General features: G+C 60.3%; 15 protein-coding genes. 8 read left to right on the top strand and 7 right to left on the bottom strand.

The genetic code is table 11. The annotated features are described in order from the left end of the window. The 5 genes from FE781_RS07010 to FE781_RS06990 form a co-directional block, all read right to left on the bottom strand. On the bottom strand, positions 1 to 879 hold the full coding sequence (locus FE781_RS07010; RefSeq protein ID WP_138788903.1) for a carbohydrate ABC transporter permease: 879 nt from the start codon (positions 877 to 879) through the stop codon (positions 1 to 3). Between the two features lie 18 nt (positions 880 to 897). Next, entirely contained in the window at positions 898 to 1,794 is an 897-nt protein-coding gene (locus tag FE781_RS07005; protein ID WP_138788902.1) for an ABC transporter permease, read from the bottom strand. A gap of 94 nt (positions 1,795 to 1,888) precedes the next feature. Further along, complete coding sequence (locus tag FE781_RS07000; protein WP_138788901.1) at positions 1,889 to 3,568, bottom strand: type 2 periplasmic-binding domain-containing protein; 1,680 nt, start codon at positions 3,566 to 3,568, stop codon at positions 1,889 to 1,891. A 116-nt stretch (positions 3,569 to 3,684) separates the two neighbouring features. After that, on the bottom strand, positions 3,685 to 5,328 hold the full coding sequence (locus FE781_RS06995; protein ID WP_138788900.1) for a response regulator: 1,644 nt from the start codon (positions 5,326 to 5,328) through the stop codon (positions 3,685 to 3,687). Beyond that, complete coding sequence (locus FE781_RS06990; RefSeq protein ID WP_138788899.1) at positions 5,325 to 7,109, bottom strand: sensor histidine kinase; 1,785 nt, start codon at positions 7,107 to 7,109, stop codon at positions 5,325 to 5,327. Before FE781_RS06990 ends, FE781_RS06995 begins: the two co-directional genes overlap by 4 nt. Before the next feature lie 273 nt (positions 7,110 to 7,382). On the opposite strand from FE781_RS06990, the gene FE781_RS06985 reads away from it, so the two are divergent. From FE781_RS06985 to FE781_RS06970, 4 genes are read left to right on the top strand one after another with little or no spacing between them, the layout of a single operon-like run. Beyond that, on the top strand, positions 7,383 to 8,870 hold the full coding sequence (locus FE781_RS06985) for an alpha-N-arabinofuranosidase (RefSeq protein WP_138788898.1): 1,488 nt from the start codon (positions 7,383 to 7,385) through the stop codon (positions 8,868 to 8,870). Between the two features lie 8 nt (positions 8,871 to 8,878). Continuing rightward, entirely contained in the window at positions 8,879 to 9,139 is a 261-nt protein-coding gene (locus FE781_RS06980; RefSeq protein ID WP_138788897.1) for a hypothetical protein, read from the top strand. A gap of 12 nt (positions 9,140 to 9,151) precedes the next feature. Next, entirely contained in the window at positions 9,152 to 10,165 is a 1,014-nt protein-coding gene (locus FE781_RS06975; RefSeq protein WP_138788896.1) for a LacI family DNA-binding transcriptional regulator, read from the top strand. After that, positions 10,162 to 11,202: a dienelactone hydrolase family protein gene (locus FE781_RS06970; RefSeq protein ID WP_342774290.1), complete on the top strand. Its 1,041-nt coding sequence runs from the start codon at positions 10,162 to 10,164 to the stop codon at positions 11,200 to 11,202. Before FE781_RS06975 ends, FE781_RS06970 begins: the two co-directional genes overlap by 4 nt. Positions 11,203 to 11,419: 217 nt before the next feature. Here FE781_RS06970 and FE781_RS06965 read toward each other — a convergent pair whose 3' ends face one another. Next, on the bottom strand, positions 11,420 to 12,751 hold the full coding sequence (locus tag FE781_RS06965) for an arsenic transporter (protein WP_138788895.1): 1,332 nt from the start codon (positions 12,749 to 12,751) through the stop codon (positions 11,420 to 11,422). 365 nt (positions 12,752 to 13,116) lie between these two features. Here FE781_RS06965 and FE781_RS06960 point away from each other — a divergent pair, with 365 nt between their 5' ends. The 4 genes from FE781_RS06960 to FE781_RS06945 all read left to right on the top strand — a co-directional run bounded on the left by FE781_RS06960 (position 13,117) and on the right by FE781_RS06945 (position 16,489). Continuing rightward, the gene (locus FE781_RS06960; RefSeq protein ID WP_138788894.1) at positions 13,117 to 13,539 is read left to right on the top strand and encodes a sugar phosphate isomerase/epimerase family protein; all 423 of its coding nucleotides are present in this window, start codon (positions 13,117 to 13,119) and stop codon (positions 13,537 to 13,539) included. A 2-nt stretch (positions 13,540 to 13,541) separates the two neighbouring features. Continuing rightward, positions 13,542 to 15,116 (top strand): FAD-dependent oxidoreductase, encoded by a 1,575-nt coding sequence (locus FE781_RS06955; protein ID WP_138788893.1) that lies wholly within the window; start codon positions 13,542 to 13,544, stop codon positions 15,114 to 15,116. A gap of 210 nt (positions 15,117 to 15,326) precedes the next feature. Continuing rightward, on the top strand, positions 15,327 to 15,983 hold the full coding sequence (locus FE781_RS06950) for an SGNH/GDSL hydrolase family protein (protein WP_138788892.1): 657 nt from the start codon (positions 15,327 to 15,329) through the stop codon (positions 15,981 to 15,983). Between the two features lie 167 nt (positions 15,984 to 16,150). Continuing rightward, positions 16,151 to 16,489, top strand: a complete 339-nt coding sequence (locus tag FE781_RS06945) for a c-type cytochrome (protein WP_246068086.1) — start codon at positions 16,151 to 16,153, stop codon at positions 16,487 to 16,489. A gap of 84 nt (positions 16,490 to 16,573) precedes the next feature. Here FE781_RS06945 and FE781_RS06940 read toward each other — a convergent pair whose 3' ends face one another. Further along, positions 16,574 to 21,112 (bottom strand): S-layer homology domain-containing protein, encoded by a 4,539-nt coding sequence (locus FE781_RS06940; protein ID WP_138788891.1) that lies wholly within the window; start codon positions 21,110 to 21,112, stop codon positions 16,574 to 16,576. Positions 21,113 to 21,131 lie beyond the last annotated feature (19 nt).

The following is a 21,131-nucleotide window of genomic DNA, read 5'->3' as shown; positions in this document are numbered from 1 at the left end:
TTATCCTTTGACCGAGCCCAATACAAGCCCTTTGACGAAAAACTTCTGCAGGAACGGATACACGATCAGCACCGGCAGAGCGCCGATAAAAATTTGCGCCGCCTTGACCGTTTTCTGCGAGATCAGCTCCATCTCCTTCGGATCGAAGCTCATCGAGCTCATGTCGCGTTGAATAATGACGGTCTGCAGGAACGTGGCCAACGGATAGTCCCTGGAATTGCTCAAGTACAGCAGGCCGTCGAACCAGGAATTCCAGTGGAACACCATGCTGAACAGCGTCAGCGTCGCCAGCGCCGGAAGCGACACGGGCAAATAGATGTGGAACAGCGTCCGGAAATGTCCCGCTCCGTCGATCAAAGCCGCTTCCTCCAGTTCCTTCGGGATGCCGCGGAAAAAGTTCAGCAGCAAAATCGTCAGCCATACGTTCACCGCGCCGGGGATAATCAGCACCCAGAACGTATTGACCAGGCCGAGCTTCTGGATGACGATGTAGAACGGGACAAGCCCTCCGTTAAAGATCATCGTAAAAACAAAGATCCACGCGTATACGTTGCGCCCGCGAAATACGGAGGTTTCCTTGGACAGCGGATAAGCCGCGGTCACCGCAAGCAGCAGCGTAAGGGCCGTGCCGGTTACGGTTCGCAGCACGGAGACCCAGATCGAATGCAGGAAAACCGGATTGTCGATCGTTTTTTTGTAGGCTTCGAGGGTGAAATCGACCGGCCACAACACGACCAGATTGGCATCGGCCGCCGATTTGGCGCTGAACGACACGGCCAGCACGTGAACGAGCGGGATGACGCACAGCAGCGACAGCATCAGCAGGCCGACCGTGTTAAACGCCGTAAAAATCCGGTACGGAACCGTCTTGTGGTACATGTCCGGCACTCCTTTCCGTCAAAATACGCGGTAGCCCGCCCATTTGTAGGCCAATCGGTACGAAATCAGGATCAGCACGAGGCTGACCAGCGATTTGAACAGGCCGATCGCCGTACCGAACCCCATCTCTCCGCTCAGAATCGCGGTACGGTAGACGAACGTGTCGATAATGTCGCCTTTGTCGTATACAAGCGGATTGTACAGGTTGAAGATCTGGTCGAAGCCGGCGTTCAGGATGTTGCCCAGCGACAGCGTGCCGACGACGATCGCGATCGGAAGCATCGACGGGATCGTAATGTGCAGCGTCTGCCTGAGCCGGCTGGCGCCGTCCACCTCGGCCGCTTCGTACAGCGAAGGGTCGACATTGGCAAGCGCCGCGAGGAACACGATGGCGCCGAAGCCGAACTCCTTCCAGATGTCGGAGACGACCACGGTGAAGCGAAACCAGTTGCCGTCGCCCAGGAAAAAGATCGGCTCGATGCCGAACATCGCCGTCAGCGCCCGGTTGACGAAGCCGCCGTCGGTGGACAACACGTCGAGCAAGATGCCGCCGAGAATGACCCACGACAGGAAATGCGGCAAATACACCATCGTTTGCACGTACCGCTTGAACCCTTCCCGTCGCACCTCGTTCAGGAACAGGGCGAACGTGAACGGAGCGGCCAGATTGAACACCAGCTTCAAGGCGGCGATCAGCAGCGTGTTCCAGATCACCTGCAAGCTGTCCTGGCGCTCGAACAAATAACGGAAGTTGTCCAGACCGACCCATTCCGATCCGCCAATGCCGAGCCAGGGCTTATAGTCCTGGAACGCCATCACGATTCCGCCCATCGGGATGTAGTTGAAGATCACCAAGAGAACCAACGACGGCAACAACATCAGATGAAACGGCCATGTTCTTTTGAATCCTTTCATGCCTATGCCTCCCCGCCGACCGCCGGCCGAAAGTAGAGGAAGCGGTCCGACTTCCGGCCGCTTCCGTCATTTTCGTACCGTACTTCCTTTCATGCTATTTCTTGACGCTGTCGTACCAGGCGTTGACTTCCTGCGTGATGGCGTCGCCGCCCGACGACTTCCACGTCGAGACGAATTTGTCGAAAGCATCGAGCGGCTGCTTGCCGTAGATGATCTCGTTCAGCGTCTGGCTCTCGATTTTGGTCAGATAATCCATTCTGGTTTTCATCGTGGGCGTGGCCGGGCCGTTGAACAAATTCGGCCACGAGATGTCTTTCTGCGACATGAGCACCTTCGCCGCGGCGGGCGTCTCCGGACCGTAGTTGTTTTTGACTTCTTTTTCGAGCCTCGTCTTCGGTTCTTTGCCTTCGGCCAGATTCAGCAGCGCCTTCATCTGCGCGTCGGGGATGCGCGCGCCGTCGCGGATGAGGAAGTAACGCATGACGTTGACTTCGCCGCCCGGGATTTTATCCAGATACACCGGTTGGCCGTTCGCGTCGAGATCGTAGTCGTAACCCTTGAACAGGCCGATGTCGAACACGCCGCCCGGCTGCGGATCGGCCAGATGCTCGAACAGATAGTTCTGATACGTAAACAGCGCTTCCGGATGCTTCATGTTTTTGTTGATCAGCGTGACGCCGTTGGTGAAGTTCGTGCCGTGGCGCGCCGCTTTGCCGTCCGGTCCCGTCGGGATCGGGTAAGGCTTCCATACGGCATGGCTGACATTCTTGAGCGTATCGGTCAGCGGCCAGCCGCTCATCCAATACGGTCCGGGGATGATTCCCGCTTTGCCCGCCACCGCCGGTTCCGCCGTCTTGTTCTCGTCCCACAGCGCCGCTTCTTTGGGAATGTAGCCTTTGGCGTACCATTCGCTCAGCTTCTGCAGCCCCGGCTTCATGTTGGCGTTGACGGAACCGTATTCGAGCTTGCCGTCCGCTCCCTTGTTCCACTGCTGGGGAATGGTGCCGAACGCGCCGAACACCCAGGACGGATCGCCCATCCACGTGTTCATGCTCGATTTGAAGCCGATGCTCAATGGGATGACTTCCTCCGGCTTCAGGCCGTCGGGGTTGCGCGTTTTGAAGGCTTCCATGACCGCTTCGAGATCGGCCAGCGTCTTCGGTCCTTGCAGGCCCAGCTTATCGAGCCAGTCCTGGCGAATCCACAGCAGGTAATCGTGGTTGTAGGCGTAGTCGAGCACCGGGATGCCCATCCGCTTGCCGTCTTTCGTATATTGATCCCAGACGGTCGGATCGAGCGCCATCGCCTTCTTCCATTTCTCCGAAGCGTACTTGTCGAACAGGGGGCCGACTTCCTGGAAGATGCCGGAATCGATCAAGCTCTGGACAAGCTGGGGATCATCCTTGCCCACTGTCACGACGTCGGGCATATCTTGTCCGGACGACATCGCCAGCCTCAGCTTTGTGGCGAAGGCGCCGTTGGTGTCGGTCACCGACCAGAGCGTCTTGACGTTAATGCCAAGCGTCTCGAGCGCCCACCGGGTCACGACGTTATTTTCGATCGTTTCGCCGTTTTTGAACTTCAGCGCGGGATCGATGCCCCACACCGTCGTAATCGTGACGGGCGGATCGTATTTTTCCTTATAAACGTTCTGCTCGGCGCCCGTCGGGCCGGGCGACTGGCCGGATTGTCCTTCGTTCTCGCTCCCGCAGCCTGCAAGCGCTGTCATCGCGGCCGTTAGGACGAGCATCGCTTTGGTCGAAACGCGCTTCATCAGCGAATCCCCCCGTAAGTTCGTTTATCTTACACGTTTCATTATAGAAGGGGCGGAGTTCGGGGCCTATGACACGAATCGAACATTCCTGCACCTTTTCCAACCATTTTGCCGCCTCATTGCTCCCGGAATTCTCCAGGGGTCAGGCCGTAGTGCTTTTTGAACATTTTGCTGAAATATTGAGGGTTCTGATAGCCGAGCTCGGACGTAATCTCATAGATTCGTTTGTTCGTATGCTTCAGCAGATAGAGCGCCCGCTCCATCCGCATTCGGATGATGTAGTCGCCCAGGCTTTCTCCCGTCTCGGCTTTGTACACCTTGGACAGATAGACGGGATGCAGATAGACGCGTTCGGCGATCGTCTTGACCGACGTGTCGGGCCCCAAGTCGCTTGTGACCATCTCCTGCACCTTGGCGACGATGAATCGCTTCGTGTGCTCGTCGTTCGCCGACAGCTCGCGCTTCAGCCGCTCGATCGCCCCGAACGCCCAGTCCCGCAGATGGCTGGCCGACCGGAACAAGCTCTGGTCGATCAAGCCGTCCGTGCCGGCGTAATTCAATTCGAAGATGGATTGTCCTTGCTTGTGCGCGAGATAGAGCAGGGCGTTTGCGACCGACAAATACAACTCGTATAAATGCTCGCGCGTCAACCGGCTGTCCGGCAGGTCGGACAACGCCTTGCCGATCTTGTCCCTGGCGGCCTCCCATTGCTTCGACTCCAGCAGATGGATCAGCGTCGGCGGCGTATACAGCGTCTCCAGGAAGCGTATGCTCCGATTCGCTTCGGCCGAGCGCTCCTCGTCGAGAAACCGGATGGCGGCCGATTCCGCTTGTCCGAGGGGGAACAAGGCGCCGAGGCCGGACCGGTAAGCGGAGGGCATGCCTTCGGGAAACGTAAACCAGCCGGTCACCACCAGCGAAATCTCGCCTTTGAGGTAATTGCTGACCTGCCGCTGGAACAGACGCGCCGAACGCTCCAGCATCGCTCTGCGATCGCGCTCGTATTCGGGCGACCGCTCCAGCCGAAGCTGCACGTCGGGTCGGCATTGGGCGATGAGCAGCAGGCAGTCATGCGGGGCTTTGCCGTGCCAGACGGCAAACTCCCCGGCGAATATTTCCTCGGCTATATTGCCGACGGCGAATTCCATCAGCGACATCGAATGATGGTCGAAGCCGGAGAAGGACTTTCCGAGCTGAATAAGCGCCATCACGGCCGGTTCGTCGACGGCGAGGGGAATTTCGTATTGCGCCAGCTTGTCCGCCAGCAACTTCGCCGACAGACGCCGGCCCAGCAGCAGGTCGTGCAGCAGATGGGCGCGGAGCACGGAATAATCGGACTTGATGTTGTACAGCAGTTGCTGGTATTTGTGCGACTGGCTCCATTCGTCCTTCAGCGATTCGATGGCTCCGGTTACGCAGGCGACGAATTCCTCGTCATGAACGGGTTTGAGCAGGTAGTCGAACGCTTGCAGTTGAATCGCTTTTTTGGCGTATTCGAAGTCGGAGTGGCCGGTCAGCAGGATGCAGCGGACATGGGGCCACGAATCGGCGATTCGTTTGATCAGCTCCAGGCCGTCCATGCCCGGCATGCGGATATCGGTGACGACGATATCGACGGATTGTTCGGTAAGGATATCGATCGCTTGGGACGCCGAATCGGCCGCGTATACGGCGGAGATGCCGAGCTGCTCCCACGGAATGGTCGACTTGAGACTGTCGGTTACGTAAGATTCGTCGTCCACCAGCAAAATTTCGATCATGATGAAGAACCTCCCGTATGGTTGTCAGGCTGAGCAGATGGCTGCGCGGAATGATCGGCGGACAGCGGCCAAGCGAGCGTAACGCGCAGCCCGCCGGAGGGCATCGGCTCGAATCGCAAGCCGGCGTTCGCCCCGAACCTCAAATGCAGGCGCTGGTGCACATTCCAGAGCCCGCAGCCCATCTCCGAGTCCATCGGCTGCTCCAGCTTGCGGGTGAGGATGAGCAGCTCCGTCTCGCTCATGCCTTTGCCGTCATCCTCCACGACGAGCCGGGCTTCGCCTCCCGAGATCTCGCCGCGAACGGCGATCCGTCCGGCTCCGGGCTGCGGCTCTATGCCGTGCAGCACCGCGTTCTCCACCAGCGGCTGAACGACAAGCGGCGGAATCTCCAGCTTGCGGAGACGGGGCGGCACGTCGACATGGAAGTCCAGCCGGCTCATGCGCATTCGTTGGATCGACAAATAATGCGTTACGAAGTCAAGCTCCTCGGCCACCGTCACCAGCTCGCGCTCTTGTCTCGTCGTGTAGCGGTAATAATGCGACAGGTGGTGCGCCATCCCGACGACGGCCTGTTCGTTTTTGAGCTTGGCCATGCTGGAGATAAAGGAGAAGCAATTATAGAAGAAATGCGGATTAATCTGCGACTGAAGCTGCTTGAGCCGCGCTTCGCGGACATGGATTTTCTCCAGATACACCCGCTCGAACAGATCCTGGATCTGCTCGACCATCGAGTTGAACCGGATGAACAGGAAGCTGAATTCGCTGTTGCCCCGTCTGGACAGACGAACCGAATAATCCCCGTTTTTCAGCTTGTGGAAGGCGACGACGAGCTGCCTCAAGGGAACTTGCACCTGGATGTACAGCAAGTAAGCGGCAAGGCTGCTCATAAGCAGCAGGGCCGCGGTGGAATAGTAGAATTGCCGGTTCGAACGCTCGATCGGGGCGAGAATATCGGACTGCGGCATATAGTCGATCAGATACCACCCGGTGATGTCGGATTTCGCCATGCTGACCAAATAGGTCTCGCCGTCCAGCCGCACCATTCGGGAATCGGTCGCTTCGAACGGCTCCTTCTCGAGCAGGGCGATCAACTGGCGGGCGAGCGGTTCGTTTGCGGTGCGGTTGAAAATCGCGCCGACTTCGCGGTTATAGTAGATCGGATCGCGGCGTCCGTCGCTTTTGAACTTGTCCAGCATGGAGACGATATTGCGGCTGTCGAATTCAATCTCGACGATCAACGACGCTTCTTCGGGCGACTGCACGGCAGAGTACGGCAAGGCGGTTGTCCAGGAGAACAGGTAGGACGTCTGGCTGTCCGACTGCATCTGCCGCACCTGCCATCCCGCGCGCAGCTTCTCCCCCAGCAGGGCCGGATCGTACGTCCCGGTGTCGTTCGCCGTTACGTAACGCCTCAGCGACGGGGAATAAATCGACAGCTTGTTCTGCCAGTTGGAAGCGCTCTGCTGCAGGCTCAGTTTGGATTGGATGCGTTTCACCAGCGATATCTCGTCCAGGTCGAAATAGTCGCTTTCGAGATAGAGCTGCTGGAAGCTGGATATGTCCGGGTCCTGCAGCAGCAGGTTCGGCCACAACGACAGCGTCTCGAAGTTGGCGTTCACCTGGCTCTGGAAGAAGACGAGCTGGTTCAGGTTCGACCGGCCCAGCTCCGTATCGAGCACGTCCGTACTGATTTTATTGGAGTAGAAATATAGCCCGACGATAGGCAGCACCATCAGCACGATCAGAACGACCATTTTGGCGAACAGGTTTTTCTTGGGCATCTATCGCAGCTCCCGGTTGTATGTGGTAGTGGAATGATACCGTTTACACGGTTTTGTCTTTATAGTATATAAAGGACTTATGGATCAGGGTAGGTTCAACATGAAACTTTCCGGCTCTTTTCGCAACAGATCGGGACAACGCCGGTTCCATACCGCAGCGCGAAACCGGCTTCCGGTGCGTTGACAAACCGGATCGGGGTCGATTAGACTGATCGTGTACGCACACAAAACTATCCGTGTACGTACACGATTCCATTCATGGGGGAATATTCGATGAGCGGGAAGCTGGTTGTTCAGACGGATCTGCCGACAGGCCGGATCAGTCGCCATATTTACGGGCATTTTGCCGAGCATCTGGGGAGATGCGTCTACGAGGGAATCTGGGTCGGGGAGGATTCGCCCATCCCGAATACGAAGGGCATCCGCAACGATGTGCTGGAGGCTCTGAAGCGGCTGAACATTCCGGTGCTGCGCTGGCCGGGCGGCTGCTTCGCCGACGAATACCACTGGAAGGATGGAATCGGTCCGCGCGAATCCCGCAAGCGGATGGTGAATACACATTGGGGCGGCGTCGTCGAAAACAACCACTTCGGCACGCACGAATTTCTGATGCTTTGCGAAATGCTCGGGTGCGAGCCTTACATAAGCGGCAACGTCGGCAGCGGCACCGTACAGGAGATGCAGGAGTGGGTCGAATACATGACCTTCGGCGGCGAATCGCCGATGGCCGATCTGCGTCGGCGGAACGGACGGGAGGAGCCGTGGCGGGTCAAATATTTCGGCGTCGGCAACGAGAACTGGGGCTGCGGGGGAAATATGCGGCCCGAGTATTACGCGGACGTCTACCGCCAATATCAGACGTACGTGCGCAACTACGGAGACAACAAGATTTACAAAATCGCCTGCGGCGCCAGCGACTTCAATTACCGCTGGACGGAAGTGCTGATGCGCGAAGCCGGACGCTTCATGGACGGGTTGAGCCTTCACTACTACACCTTGCCGGGGACCTGGTCGGAGAAAGGAGCCGCGACGGGCTTCACGGAGCGGGAATGGTTCGTCACGTTGAAAAAAGCGCTCCGGATGGACGAGCTCCTCGCGAATCACGCGGCGATTATGGACCGATACGATCCGGAAAAGCGGGTCGGCCTGATCGTGGACGAGTGGGGAACCTGGTACGACGTGGAGCCGGGCACGAATCCGGGATTCCTGTACCAGCAAAATACGCAGCGGGACGCGCTGGCGGCGGCCGTGACGCTCGATATTTTCCACCGGCATTGCGACCGCGTTCATATGGCCAACATCGCCCAGACCGTCAACGTGCTTCAGGCGATGGTGCTGACGGAGGGAGCCCGCATGCTGGTGACGCCGACCTACCACGTGTTCGAGATGTTCAAGGTGCATCAGGACGCCGAAGCGCTGACTCTTCATCTGCAATCGCCGGATTACGAGCTGGGCGGAGAGGCTATTCCGCAATTCAGCGCCTCCGCGTCGAAGGATGCTTCGGGCCGCATCCATATCAGCTTGAGCAACCTGCACCACGAAGCCGCGGGCGACGTGGCCATCGATCTGCGCGGGTGGAGCGGAGGCGCTCCGAAGATAACCGGGCGTATCTTGACAGCCTCCGAACCGGATGCCCATAATACGTTTGAGAAACCGGACGCCGTCCGGCCGGAGGCGTTCGAAGGCGCGCGCTGGTCGGGAGCGGGCCTGACCGTCGCGCTGCCGCCGATGTCCGTAGCGGTGCTGACGCTGGAGGGCTGACGACAGCGATGGATACGCAGCGTCCTTGCCGCGGGTGCGGGCCCGAATGGCCGCTGACGGAAGCGGATGTCGCGAGGATGCTCGGCAAGCTCGGTTCGCGGGTTGCGTGCGTCCCCGATGAAGTATACCGGCGGCGGTTGGCCGCCTGCGGAGACTGCTCCTCGCTGCTGCACGGCCATACGTGCGCGCACTGCGGGTGTATCGTCGCCGTCCGCGCGAAGCTGGCGGATCGGGGCTGTCCGCATCCAGCCTCATCGAGATGGAACTGACGAGGGATTGGCATGGGAATCACGATCAAACAAATCGCGGAGCTGTGCGGCGTGTCCATCGGCACCGTAGACCGCGCGCTGAACGACAGGCCGGGCATCAGCGAGAAGACGAAACGGCGAATACTGGAGGTCGCCCGGGAGCACCAGTATCGGCCCGATCTGACCGCCCGCAGTCTGGCCCGCGGGCGGACGATGACGATCGGCGTCGTTCTGTTCGATTTGTACAACCGCTCCTTCGCCCAACTGGCCAACGCCATTGAAAGGCGCTCGCGGGAGCGGGGATACATCGTTCATCTGACGCTGACCGGCAAGGACCCGGAGATGGAGAAAAACTGCCTCCGCCAATTGGTCCAGCGCAAAGCGGACGGGATCATCCTGTGCTCGGTGAACGAAGGTGCCAGGTTCGAGGAGGAGCTGCGAGGCCTGCTGACCCCGATCGTCACCGTATGCAACCGCATCTCCGACCGTTGGCCGTATGTCGGCATCGACGACCGCGGCGCAATGAAGGAAGCGGTCGGACAACTCCTGCGGAAGGGCTACCGCCGGTTCGTCTACGTCTGTCCGCCGCTCGCCGATCGGGGGCGGGTCAACATCCACACGCAGGAGCAGCGCTGGATCGGGTTTCGAGAGGCGCTTGAGGACGGGGCAGACGCCGTCTCCGGCGGGCAAGGGAAGTTCGAGACCGCGGTCATCGCGCAGCGCGACTATCTGGACGCGCTGCGCCGCCTGGATCTCGCCGCCGGAACGGGCAAGACGGCGATCGTATGCTCCTGCGACGCTTACGCGCTGGAGGTTATGCATGATTGCCGATCCAGAGGCTTGCGCGTTCCTGAAGACGTCGGGATTATGGGCTTCGACAATATCGACATGCTGAAATACGTGTCTCCCCGCCTCTCCACCGTCCATTACGACATGGAGGAATTCGGGACCCGGGCGGCAGACAGCCTGATCGCCTGGATCGAACGGGGAGAAGCGCCTTCGGTTCCGTCGCTGGCTTACCGGTGGATCGAAGGCGAATCGGTTTGAGTATCGGAACGGGGACGGCGATATCGATGTGGAATCCGGACGATTATTTGAAGCGGTTGTACGATGTATACGCGGAGAAGCGGAGCGGCGCCGGACGCGCCGAACGGGCGGAACGGCTCCGGCAGCTCGGCGAGGCGCTCGGCTCGTTCCCGGAACGGGAGGACGAGCTGAACCCCGTGCTGCTGGAGCGGGTCCGGTGCGGCGGCTACGTGCGGGAGCGGGTCGAATACGGGACGGGGGACGGCCTGCGGGTTCCCGCATACGTGCTGATTCCCGACGGGGGCGAAGGGGCCCCCAGACCCGCGGTGCTGGCGCTGCACGGACACGGCTTCGGCAGCCGGGAGATCGTCGGGCTGCGGCCGGACGGCTCCGGCCCGCGCGCCGAGCCGACGATTCACGGCGACTACGCGCTGGAGCTGGTGCGGCGCGGATTCGTCGTGCTGGCCCCCGAGATCGTCGGCTTCGGCGACCGCCGCTTGAAGGCCGACCAGGCGGACGGCAAGACCGGCAACAACTCCTGCGCGAGGCTGGCCGCCCATCTGCTCATGTACGGCAAGTCGCTGGCGGGCTTGCGCGTGTTCGAGGCGCGGCGGGCGCTCGATTACTTGGCGGCGCGGCCGGATGTCGACGCGGGCCGTCTGGGCTGCATGGGCTTCTCGGGCGGCGCGCTGATCGCCGCGTACACTTCGGCGCTGGATGAGCGCATCCGGGCCCTCTATCTGACCGGATTCGCGAACACGTTCCGCGACAGCATCCTGGCGATGCCCCACTGCATCGATAATTACGTGCCAGGCCTGCTGCGGTACGCGGAGCTGCCCGAGTGGATCGGGCTTGTCGCGCCGCGTCCGCTGTTTATCGAAGCGGGGGCGGACGACCCGATCTTTCCGCTTGCGGGCGTCCGCGCGGCGCTCGCGGAGCTGGAGCGGATCTACGCCCAAGCGGGAGTGCCGGAAGCGTTGGGCAGCGACATTTTCCCCGGCAGGCACGAGGTCGGCGGGCGGCTCGGGTACGACTGGCTGGCGGGAATATTCTTCTAGGAGACGCCGATGGCGCCGGCGCGGAAGCCGGACATCGGCGTCTTGCCCGCGTCAAAGGAAACGGCCCGCAACGCCGGGTTACGGGCCGTTCCTGTCCGGACGGCGTGAAAGCGCCCGTTCTTTTTGAGCTTCCGCCGCATACCTTGTGGTTGTGAACCGATCTTTTTTCCGGACCTTCCGTCAGGAGGTCTTTTTTTGTTTTTGTTGTCTGAACGGGTCAAAACAGCCAGGCGACCCAATACGACAGCAGGACTAAGGTAAAGAGGACCGTGACCGGAATCACGACGACGGTGACCTTCAAATATTGCCCCCACGATATTTTCACGCCGCCCTTCTTGACCAGATGCATCCACATCAACGTGGCGAGAGTGCCGATCGGAAGCAGGAGCGAACCGATGTCGCTGCCGATAACGCTTGCCAGATAAGCGATTTTTAAGGTCAACGGATCAAGGCCCATGCTCATCAACGTTAGCGTGCCGACCATCAAGGCCGGATGGTTGTTGAACAGGTTGGATAAGACGCTCAGCAGAATACCCATCCAGACGCTTGCGTTCAGCAGGCTGCCCGAGACAGCGGGCTGAAGCATTCGGATCAGCCAATCCGTCAATCCGATATTGTTCAATCCGTAAATAATCACGTACATGCCGAAAGCGAAAATCAGGATATACCAAGGGGTCTTCCTCAACATGTCGGCGGGGGAGATTTTTAAAGAATACCAGCGCCATGCCAGCAGCACAACGGAGCCGATAACAGCCGTCAGGGAGATCGGAAAGCCGATATACGACGCGACGAACAGGCTCACGCGGACCAGGAACACAAAAATCAATATATTTACCATAAACTTGGTTCGGCGTTCGGCCGGAGCGCCGTCCTTCAACGGATGTCCTCCCGGGGTCAGACTCCAATGGGCGAGAGACGGCAGCTTTTTGGGTAAAGCCCGGTAGAAGATCAGGTAGAGCAAAAAGGCGAGAAACAGCAGACCGAGCGACGCGGGGACGAACATCATGGCCGTGTGCATATACAGATCCATATGAACGATCTTCAGGGCGATCAGGTTGACGATATTGCTTACGCCGATCGGGGCGCTCGAGGCGGTGGCGATCAAGGCCCCCGACAATAAATACGGGATTTTCTGATGAGGCTTGAGCCCCATGTTTCGGAGCAGCATCAGCAGGATCGGCGTAGTAATGAGGATGCTGCCGTCGTTGTTGACGAAGAGCGTCATGAGGAAGCAGAACAGATTCGTCAGCCAAAACAATCGGATGCCCGACCCTTTCGCTTTTCTCGTCAAAAGCTCCGCCGCCCAGATGAAAAAGCCGAAGCTCTCCAGTACGATCGCCATGACGATCGTCGCCATGATCGTGACGGCCGCCCCGCTGATCGTTTCCGTGATGGCGCCCAGGTCCGACAACGATACGCTGCCGCTGAGGAGAACGATCGCGGCGCCGATCGAGGCGGGGATCGCTTCGTTTACGTTGGGCCGCCAAAATATGAACCCGATCGTCAGCAAAAACGCACAAATGGTCACCAATATCGTTAAATCGTGCATGATTTACCCTCTTCTCGTGGTGAAAAATCTCGCGATGCAGCTCTCCTTTGCAATCGTAATCGAAACCCGACTGATCCTCCTTTCCGTCTTGTTCTATCAATTCCGGTGATAGAATTGATCTACTGTATCTATACGTGCATGGCAAACGGCGCGTACTAGTCACTATCCCCCCATCTCTATTAAAATCTGCTTCTATCAATCCCGCCTCTTTACCGGGTAGTGACAAATGAGAACCGTGGACAAGCAACCAGCGGAGCGGTGCCGCGCGGCCGGCGGCCGCTGTCCCTTCGGCATCAAAGTACCACAACTGGTCATCGCCGACCCCTATAACCGGTTCAGCTCCGCTTTTACAATAGAACTAGCCTATGGCGGCATGGCGCCGCCGGGGCGAATGGAGGCTGGAAATCATCCGGCGGGTCAACTCCAAGGCGCTGCGTTCCACGTTCGATACGGGCAATTTCCTGCTCGTGGACGAAGATCCGCTGCGTGCTTTGGATATGCTGCTGCCGTATATCGGCCACGTGCATGTGAAGGATTTTCGGGAAACCGTCGGCGGACGATACCAATCGCTCGGCGGCAAAACGTACGAAGGCGCGGACCTGGGCCAAGGCGCGGTTCCGCTCGTCGAGATCGTCAAGCGGTTGGAACGGGCGGGGTACAAGGGCGAGTTGGTGCTCGAATACGAAGGCACGGGCGACGAAGCGGAAGGCATCCGCGCCAGCGACGGTTCTTTTGAAAAGCTGCTTACCCGGATCAGCGCTTTGGCGCAGAATAGAGAGGATGAGTGACGATGACACGAATGCAAACAGCCGACATCATCGTGTTAGGAGGCGGCACGGGCGGAGTCGCGGCTGCTCTGGCGGCGGCTCGCGTCGGCAAGTCTGTGATTCTGACGGAAGAGACGGTCTGGATCGGCGGACAACTGACCAGCCAGGCGGTGCCGCCGGACGAGCATCCGTGGATCGAGTCGTTCGGCTGCACGCGGTCGTACCGGCAATTCCGCGAAGGCGTGCGCCAATACTACCGCGACCACTTCCCGCTGACGGCGGAAGCGCGGAGCCGGGCGCAGCTGAACCCGGGCGCAGGCATCGTCAGCCGGCTGTGCCACGAGCCGCGCGTCGCGCTGGCGGTGCTGGAGCAGATGCTTGCGCCTTACGTGAACAGCGGCCGCGTCACGGTGCTGCTGCGGCACGTCCCGGTCGCCGCCGAGACGAACGGCGACGAGATTGTATCGGTTACCGTCCGCAGCCTGGAGACGGGCGCCGAGACGGTGCTGCGCGGAGCGTATTTCCTCGACGCGACGGAGTGCGGCGATGTTCTGCCGCTCGCCGGGGTCGAGTACGTCACCGGCGCGGAATCGTTCGCCGAGACGGGCGAGCCGCACGCGGTGAAAGGCGAAGCGCAGCCCCAGAATATGCAGGGCTTCACCTATTGCTTCGCGATGGACTATATCGAAGGCGAAGACCATACGATCGCCAAGCCGGAGCAGTACGACTTCTGGATGTCGTACCAACCGGAATTTTGGCCGGATAAGCTCATCAGCCTGGCCGGCGTGAAGCCCTCGACCAACGAGCCGATCCGGTATGAACTATTCCCGGGCACGGAGCGCTTCCCGCTGTTCAAATACCGCCAGATCGCCGACCGCTCGATTTTCGAAGGAGGCTTGTACCGCGGGGACATCACGCTGGTGAATTGGCCGCAAAACGACTATTGGCTCGGCTCCATCATCGACGTGCCGGAAGAAGAGCGCCGGCGTCACCTGTACGCGGCCAAGCAGCTCAGCCTGTCACTGCTGTACTGGCTGCAGACGGAAGCTCCGCGCCCGGACGGCGGCCAGGGATATCCGGGTCTGCGGCTGCGCAAGGACGTGGTCGGCACGGAGGACGGCCTGGCGATGTACCCGTACATCCGCGAGTCCCGCCGCATCCGCGCCGAGTTTACCGTGCTGGAGCAGCATATCGCGACGGACTGCCGTCCAGTCGGCAAAGCGGAGACGTTCCCGGACAGCGTCGGTATCGGCTGCTACCGGATCGACCTGCACCCGAGCACGGGCGGCGACGCCTATATCGATATTTCCTCGCTGCCGTTCCAGATTCCGCTGGGCAGCCTGATCCCGGTGCGGGTCAACAACCTGCTGGCGGCGTGCAAAAATATCGGCGTTACGCATATTACGAACGGCTGCTACCGGCTCCATCCGGTGGAGTGGAACATCGGCGAAGCCGCGGCGCTGTGCGCGGCGTACAGTATCGACAAGGGCGTGTCCCCGCGCGAGGTGCGCAACGGGGAGCGGCATCTCGCCGACTTCCAGCGGCTGCTGGCCGGCGAGGGCATCGAGCTGGCTTGGCCGGCCACGCGGCCGGTGTGACCGGAGCCGCTTCGGGCGGAGGGCGATTGCCGAATCGGAGGTCGGGAAAACAAGATCCTTGCATGCGGGGGTCTTGTTTTTTTTCGGCGGTATCGAAACTTCAGGCTGCCCCCCGCAAGGGGCCGGGAGAAGCGCGTCCGGAAAAAAATGGCGCGGCCCGGTATGGACAACCGCTGCCCGACGAATTACGATCGAGTGGGAGGGATACTCATGATTATCGGTTCCAAGCAGAAGCTGCTGTTTATCGGCGATTCCATCACCGACACGGGACGGGCAAGGCCGGTCGGGGAACACAACGGCGGGGAAGGATTGGGCACCGGGTACGTGTCGCTGGTCGAAGCGCTGCTGACCTCAACCTATCCGGAGCTGGGCATCCGTGTCGTCAACATGGGCGTCAGCGGCAATACCGTGCGCCATCTGAGAGAACGCTGGCAGACGGACGTGCTGGATCAAAAGCCGGATTGGCTGGCCGTCATGATCGGCATCAACGACGTGTGGCGGCATTTCGACCGGCCTTTTATGCGGGAGCATCACGTGCATGAAGAGGAGTACGAGCGCACGCTGAGAGAGCTCGTACAGGAAGCGCGGCCCGGCTTGAAGGGTCTCGTGCTGATGACGCCGTTCTACATCGAGCCGAACCGGGAGGAGCCGATGCGGGCCAAGATGGACCGGTACGGCGGGATCGTCCGCAAAATCGCGGAGGAGACGGGAGCGGTGTTCGTCGATACGCAAGCCGCCTTCGACAAAGTGCTGGAGCATCTGTATCCCGGACAGTTGGCTTGGGACCGGGTGCATCCGGGCCGCGCGGGGCATATGGTGCTGGCGCGCGCGTTTCTGAACGCGGTCGGCTTCGATTGGAGCCGCTGACGGCGAGCCGCGCGCAACCTCGGCCGACCGTTGCGGCGGCTCTCGCTTCCCGGCGCGCATTTGTCACCGGACCGACACAACTGCGGGCCGATATCACCCGTTTGGATTATGCGCAGGCGGCCGAAGCTTGATACAATAGTAGAAAAACGGGGAACGGGTGATAGCCCATGAACATGAGAGTGAGCAAAACCAGGATGATCGCATGTCTGGGGGTCTTGACGCTGACGGCCGGTCTGGCGGCCGGCTGCGGCGGGGGAGGCGGCGCGGCGCAGAGCGGCGAGCCGCGGGAGCCCGAGGCGATCTACAAACAGCTCTGCATCAACTGCCACGGGAACAACCTCGAAGGCAGATCGGCCCCCGCGCTCAAGACGATCGGGGCGACAAAGTCGGCGGAAGAGATCGCGGGCATTATTCAAAAAGGCCAAAACGGTATGCCCTCGTTCGGCAAAATGCTGAAGCCGGAAGAAATTCAGGCCTTGGCCGACTGGTTGGCCGCAAAAAAATAACGGCACCAAACCAAACGAAAATCCCCCGGAGAGATCCCTCTCCGGGGGATTTCGTTAGCCGGTCAGGCGCGATCGGCGGCGTGTTTAATCCAGCCAGCCGGCGGCCGTCAGCAGCCGCTTCAGGATCGTCGCGCCTTCGGCACGGGTCGTATAAGCGGACGGTTCAAATTTGTCTTCGTCCCGGCCTTGCAGCAGACCCGCGGCGGCCGCTGCCGCCACGGCATCCGCCGCCCACGGCGAGATGGCATCGCCGTCGGCGAACGTCTCGCCGGAGCCGGCCTCAAGCCGAATACCCGCGAATTCCAGCGCGCGGATCAGCATGACGCTCATCTGCTCGCGCGTAACCCGTTCGTCCGGACGGAACGTGCCGTCCTCGAAGCCTTCGATCAGTCCCGCTTGCGCGGCAGCCGCCACGGCGGAGGAGAACCAATCGGACGCGCCGACGTCGGCGAAGCCGGCTCCGCCGCGCGGGAGCTTCAAGGCGAGCGACCGGACGAGCAGGGCGGCGAGTTCGGCCCGCGTAAGCGGCTGATCCGGCGCGAACTCGTCTTCCGCGACGCCTTCGATCAACTGCTTGGAGGCCAGCGTGTTCACGATCGGGGCCGCCCAGTGTCCCTCTACATCCGCGTAATCCTCCGGATCGGTCAGAACCGCGTAGGTGCCGTCCGATGACGCATCGTAGACGTAAGCGGTCGTGGACCCATCCTCGCCCTTGACGAAGCGGGAGGGGACGAAGCGGTATTCGCCCGTCGCCGGGTCGAAACGCACGATCGTGCTTGTCGACGGATCGACTGGAGCCGGCAGCGTGAAGGAACGCTCGACGTAGGCGTTGCCGAGGTCCAGAGCTTGCGCGCCGGATGCGCCGGCAACCGTCAGCGAATAGCGCACGGGCGCGCCGATCCACTTCGCATCGGCGTCCGTATCGGCCAGCCGGAACAAGGCGGCGCTGCTGTCATCGGACATCGCGTCCATCACGACGATCACTTCCGAAGCGCCTTCGGCGAGAGACTCGCCAAGCAGAGGGATCGGCAAGGTGACGCTGCCGATTTGCGATACGAGGCGAATCGAACCGTTCTCCGATAGTCCGGCGGCTTTGCGCAGGCTGTCCGCCGGCAGATGGACGCTGACGATCGGTGCGTTGTCCGGAACGGTCAGGGTGACGGTTGCGCCGCCGCCCGTCTGCGAGCCGAACGCCCGCTCGATCTCGCGGGTCAGTTCCGCGGAGTCGAACCGGGCATTGACCTGCCGGCGGCCGTCGGGAGCCGTAACCGTCTCCGTATTCACCAGCTTCGGCACCGCCGGAACGTAAACGCCGGAATCGCCTCCGGTGCGCTTCATCGTAAACGACTTCCGGTTGGTCAAATAGCCGTCGACATAAACTTCGACGGTAACCGTATTGTCGCCGATCTGCAGAGGAACGTCGACTGCAAAGCTGCCATTGCCGGAGATCGGGGCCTGGCTGCCGTTCACTGTGACTTCCGCCTTCCCGGGTCCGAGCACCTCGACGGAGCCCGTGACGGCGGCGTAGGGCGTGCTCACCGTTTTTCCTTCGTTGGCGAGCATGCCTTTCAGCTTGGAGGCGCGCACCTCGTCGCCGATGTTGAAGCTGTTCGCGACCAATTGGCGGCGCGTGCGCGTGCCAGACGGATCCAGCGACGTGACGACGAAGCCGCCGGGCGGAATGACGCTGTTCGTATCCTCCGGCACCGTCCAGGACCAGTTCACGGCGTTGGTCCGGTTCGGCATGCGCGTCACTTTGCCGCTCGCGTCGACAACCGCTTCGACCGCGTACCGGCCGGCGCCGGTCGAATAGCCGAACGACTCCGTTATCACATTGATGTTGCCCTCGACGAGATTGACATTATGGAAGTTGGCTTCAAGGAACTGATCCGGCGTCTTCGGCAGACTGACGCCCACCTGATAATCCTTCACGTACGGCTCATTGCGGAGCGCGGCTTTCGCTACGTCCCAGTTCACCTGGGACGCGTCGAACAGCATCAGCCCGTGTGTCGTTTCGAGCCCGGCCTGGAACACGAGACGCTGCAGGTCGGGGTCCTGCACGTTGTTCATCGCGATGCCCGCGTACATCGGCCGTTCCGTACGGGTGACGATGTTGCCGAGCGTGATGTATTTTTCGATCTCCTGACGCGTCGTCTGGTAGGCGCCGATCATCAGGAAGTCGAGTTGTTGAATGTACCCCGTCTCGTAGTAGTCGTCCGTGTACACGTAGCCGTCCGGCAAGCCGAGACGTTCGTCGTAGCGGAACTCGGTGCTGCCCCAGTGCACGCCGTTCAAATAATAGCTTTCGAACCAGGAGCCCACGTACGCGGAAACTTCGATCTTGCGGTTTTTAACGGCGGCGTACCGGTCCGCCAGCTCGCGCGTCTTCACGACGAAATCTTTGATCGTCGCCGAACGGAACGCCCACCAGTCCGCGATCAGCGGACCGTTGACGCGGACGCCGTTCACGTATTTGTACACGTCGTCCGGCCATTTGTTCAACGTTTTGCCGCGAGCGGCGAGATATTGCGCGAATTTGCCTTTGGTCAGGTCGCTGAAGTCGGCGCTTTCGTTGTCGAACCGCGTGCGGTCGAGGATGACGCCGTCGATGTCGTAGTTTTTCATGACTTCTTCCATCGTCTTCAACTGGAACTGCACGACTTCGTCGTTGTGCGGATTGACGAAAGCGACCAGGCCTTGCTTGTTCGATTCCCGCAGGCGTTTGATCTGATTGTCTGTCTGCAGCACGTGCTCTTCCCAATCCGGATGCTCGTTCAGCAGCGCGTACTCGTTGCTGGCGATCGAGCCTTCGGCGAATGTGTTAAAGGCCGCATGAATGTCGAGACCCAGCTCATGGGCGTATCGGGTGAACAGCTCCAGCAGGTCCAGATTCGGATTGACGCCCGCCTTGCCCGGCGCCGTAATCGCGCTGGCGTAAGGCCGGTTCGTCAGGTCGTTTTTCTTGTAGGAGACATAACCCTCCACGCCTTTGACGTCAAACGCGATCGTCGTGATCCCGGCGTCCTTCGCTTGCAGCAGGAAGTCCTTGACGCTTTGCTCCGTCTGGAACTTGCGCGCGTTGGCGGCTTGGTCCACCCACAGGATCACCTTTTTCTCCGAGGAGAAGTCCGGACGCGAGTAGATGATAAGCTGCTTGGCGTCATGCTCCTCGCTGCCCTTGGAAACCCTGATGTCGACGTAGTTGACGCCTTCAGTCAGGGGCAAGGGATGATTAAAGGTTCCGTCCGCTGCGATCGCCGCGGCAGTGCCGTTGATTTTCAGCGTCAGGGCGCTGTAATCGGCGGCGTTGGTGATTTTGCCGGCGATGTTTTCGGTGCTGCTGGTTACGGTGTACATCGGGAAGTTCGTTACCGTCAGCCTGGCTCGGGGCCCTTTGCCCGACATCAGCTCGGTGACGGGCACGACTACGCCGTCTTTGCGCAGCTTGATCAGGTCGCCGACCTTAAACTTCGTCGCCAGATACCTCTTGAAGTATTTGTTGGCGTAGCTGTCGTCTTGGGCCATCAGGACGTAGCCGCCTTCCGGAATGGCCAGGGCGGGGTCTCCGACCCAGGAAGGAGGATTGTTGCCGACCGCGGGATTCACGACCTTAAGCACCCGGTTGTTCTGATCGACCTGCACGGCTACATTGTACTGGGGCACAGCGATCGTGTCGCTGTACTCGCGTGTGAACAGGGCGATGATGTCCGAGATGCCCGTGATGTCCGTGTCGATGTAGTCGATATCCTTCATCTCGCCCTGCACGTCGATCGAGATGTCGTCCGGCGCCGCTTCGACTTGGATATGCGGTTTGTCCGGATTTTTGTAGATGATCGAGATCGTCTTCTCGTCCAGCTTCGTCTGATTTTTCAGCAGCTCGATTTTGATCGGGTTCAAGCCTTCCGCAAGCGTGACGACTTTGGAGAAGCTGCCGTCCGGCGAGATGGCGGCTTCCGCGCCGCCGACCGTTACGCGCAGGTTGGCGTCGGCCGTGTAGTGAAGCACCCGGCCTTCAACCGGGAAGCTTGCGGTCTCCGTCTTCGTGCCGGATGGCGTGGCGACGGTCAGCGTCGGCTGAATAAAATCGGAAGCGCTTACTTTTGCTCCATTGCGGTAGAGGCCGACCGTGCTCCCCAGCGTATAATGCTCCAACAAGGGCTTGCGATAATTCGAAGTAGCCCAGGATGGGTCGCTGGCCAGCAGGACATAGCCGCCCGGGGGGATATCCACCAGGGCTGACGCTGGCCAATTGCCGTTCGGGTCGCGTCCGACCACTTGAGTTACGACATCATGGGCATTGACCTGGATGGCGGCGTTGTATTGTTTAACAAATACCTTGTCCGCATACGTGCTGTTCGTCACGGACGCGCCGCTTGTAAACAAAGCCACGTAATTGGATTTTTGCGGGGGCGCGTCCACATTGAAATTGACATAATTGACGGTTAGCTCGTAGCCGTCGGCCGCCAGCAAGTACACCGCGTCCGTCACCGATGCGGACGCGCCTCCGCCGCCGTTCGGTTCCCCGGCTGCCGTCGCTTTTCCGCCGTAGGGGAACAGCAGAGAGAGAATCATCGCTAACGCAAGAAGCAGATTGAGGTTCCGCATTCGTGTAAACGCATTCATAATCGGCTCCTCCATAATC

Source organism: Paenibacillus thermoaerophilus, assembly GCF_005938195.1.
Taxonomy (GTDB): domain Bacteria; phylum Bacillota; class Bacilli; order Paenibacillales; family Reconciliibacillaceae; genus Paenibacillus_W; species Paenibacillus_W thermoaerophilus.
Note: the sequence above shows the minus strand (reverse complement) of the source record. Positions and strands in the feature narration are given on the sequence as shown.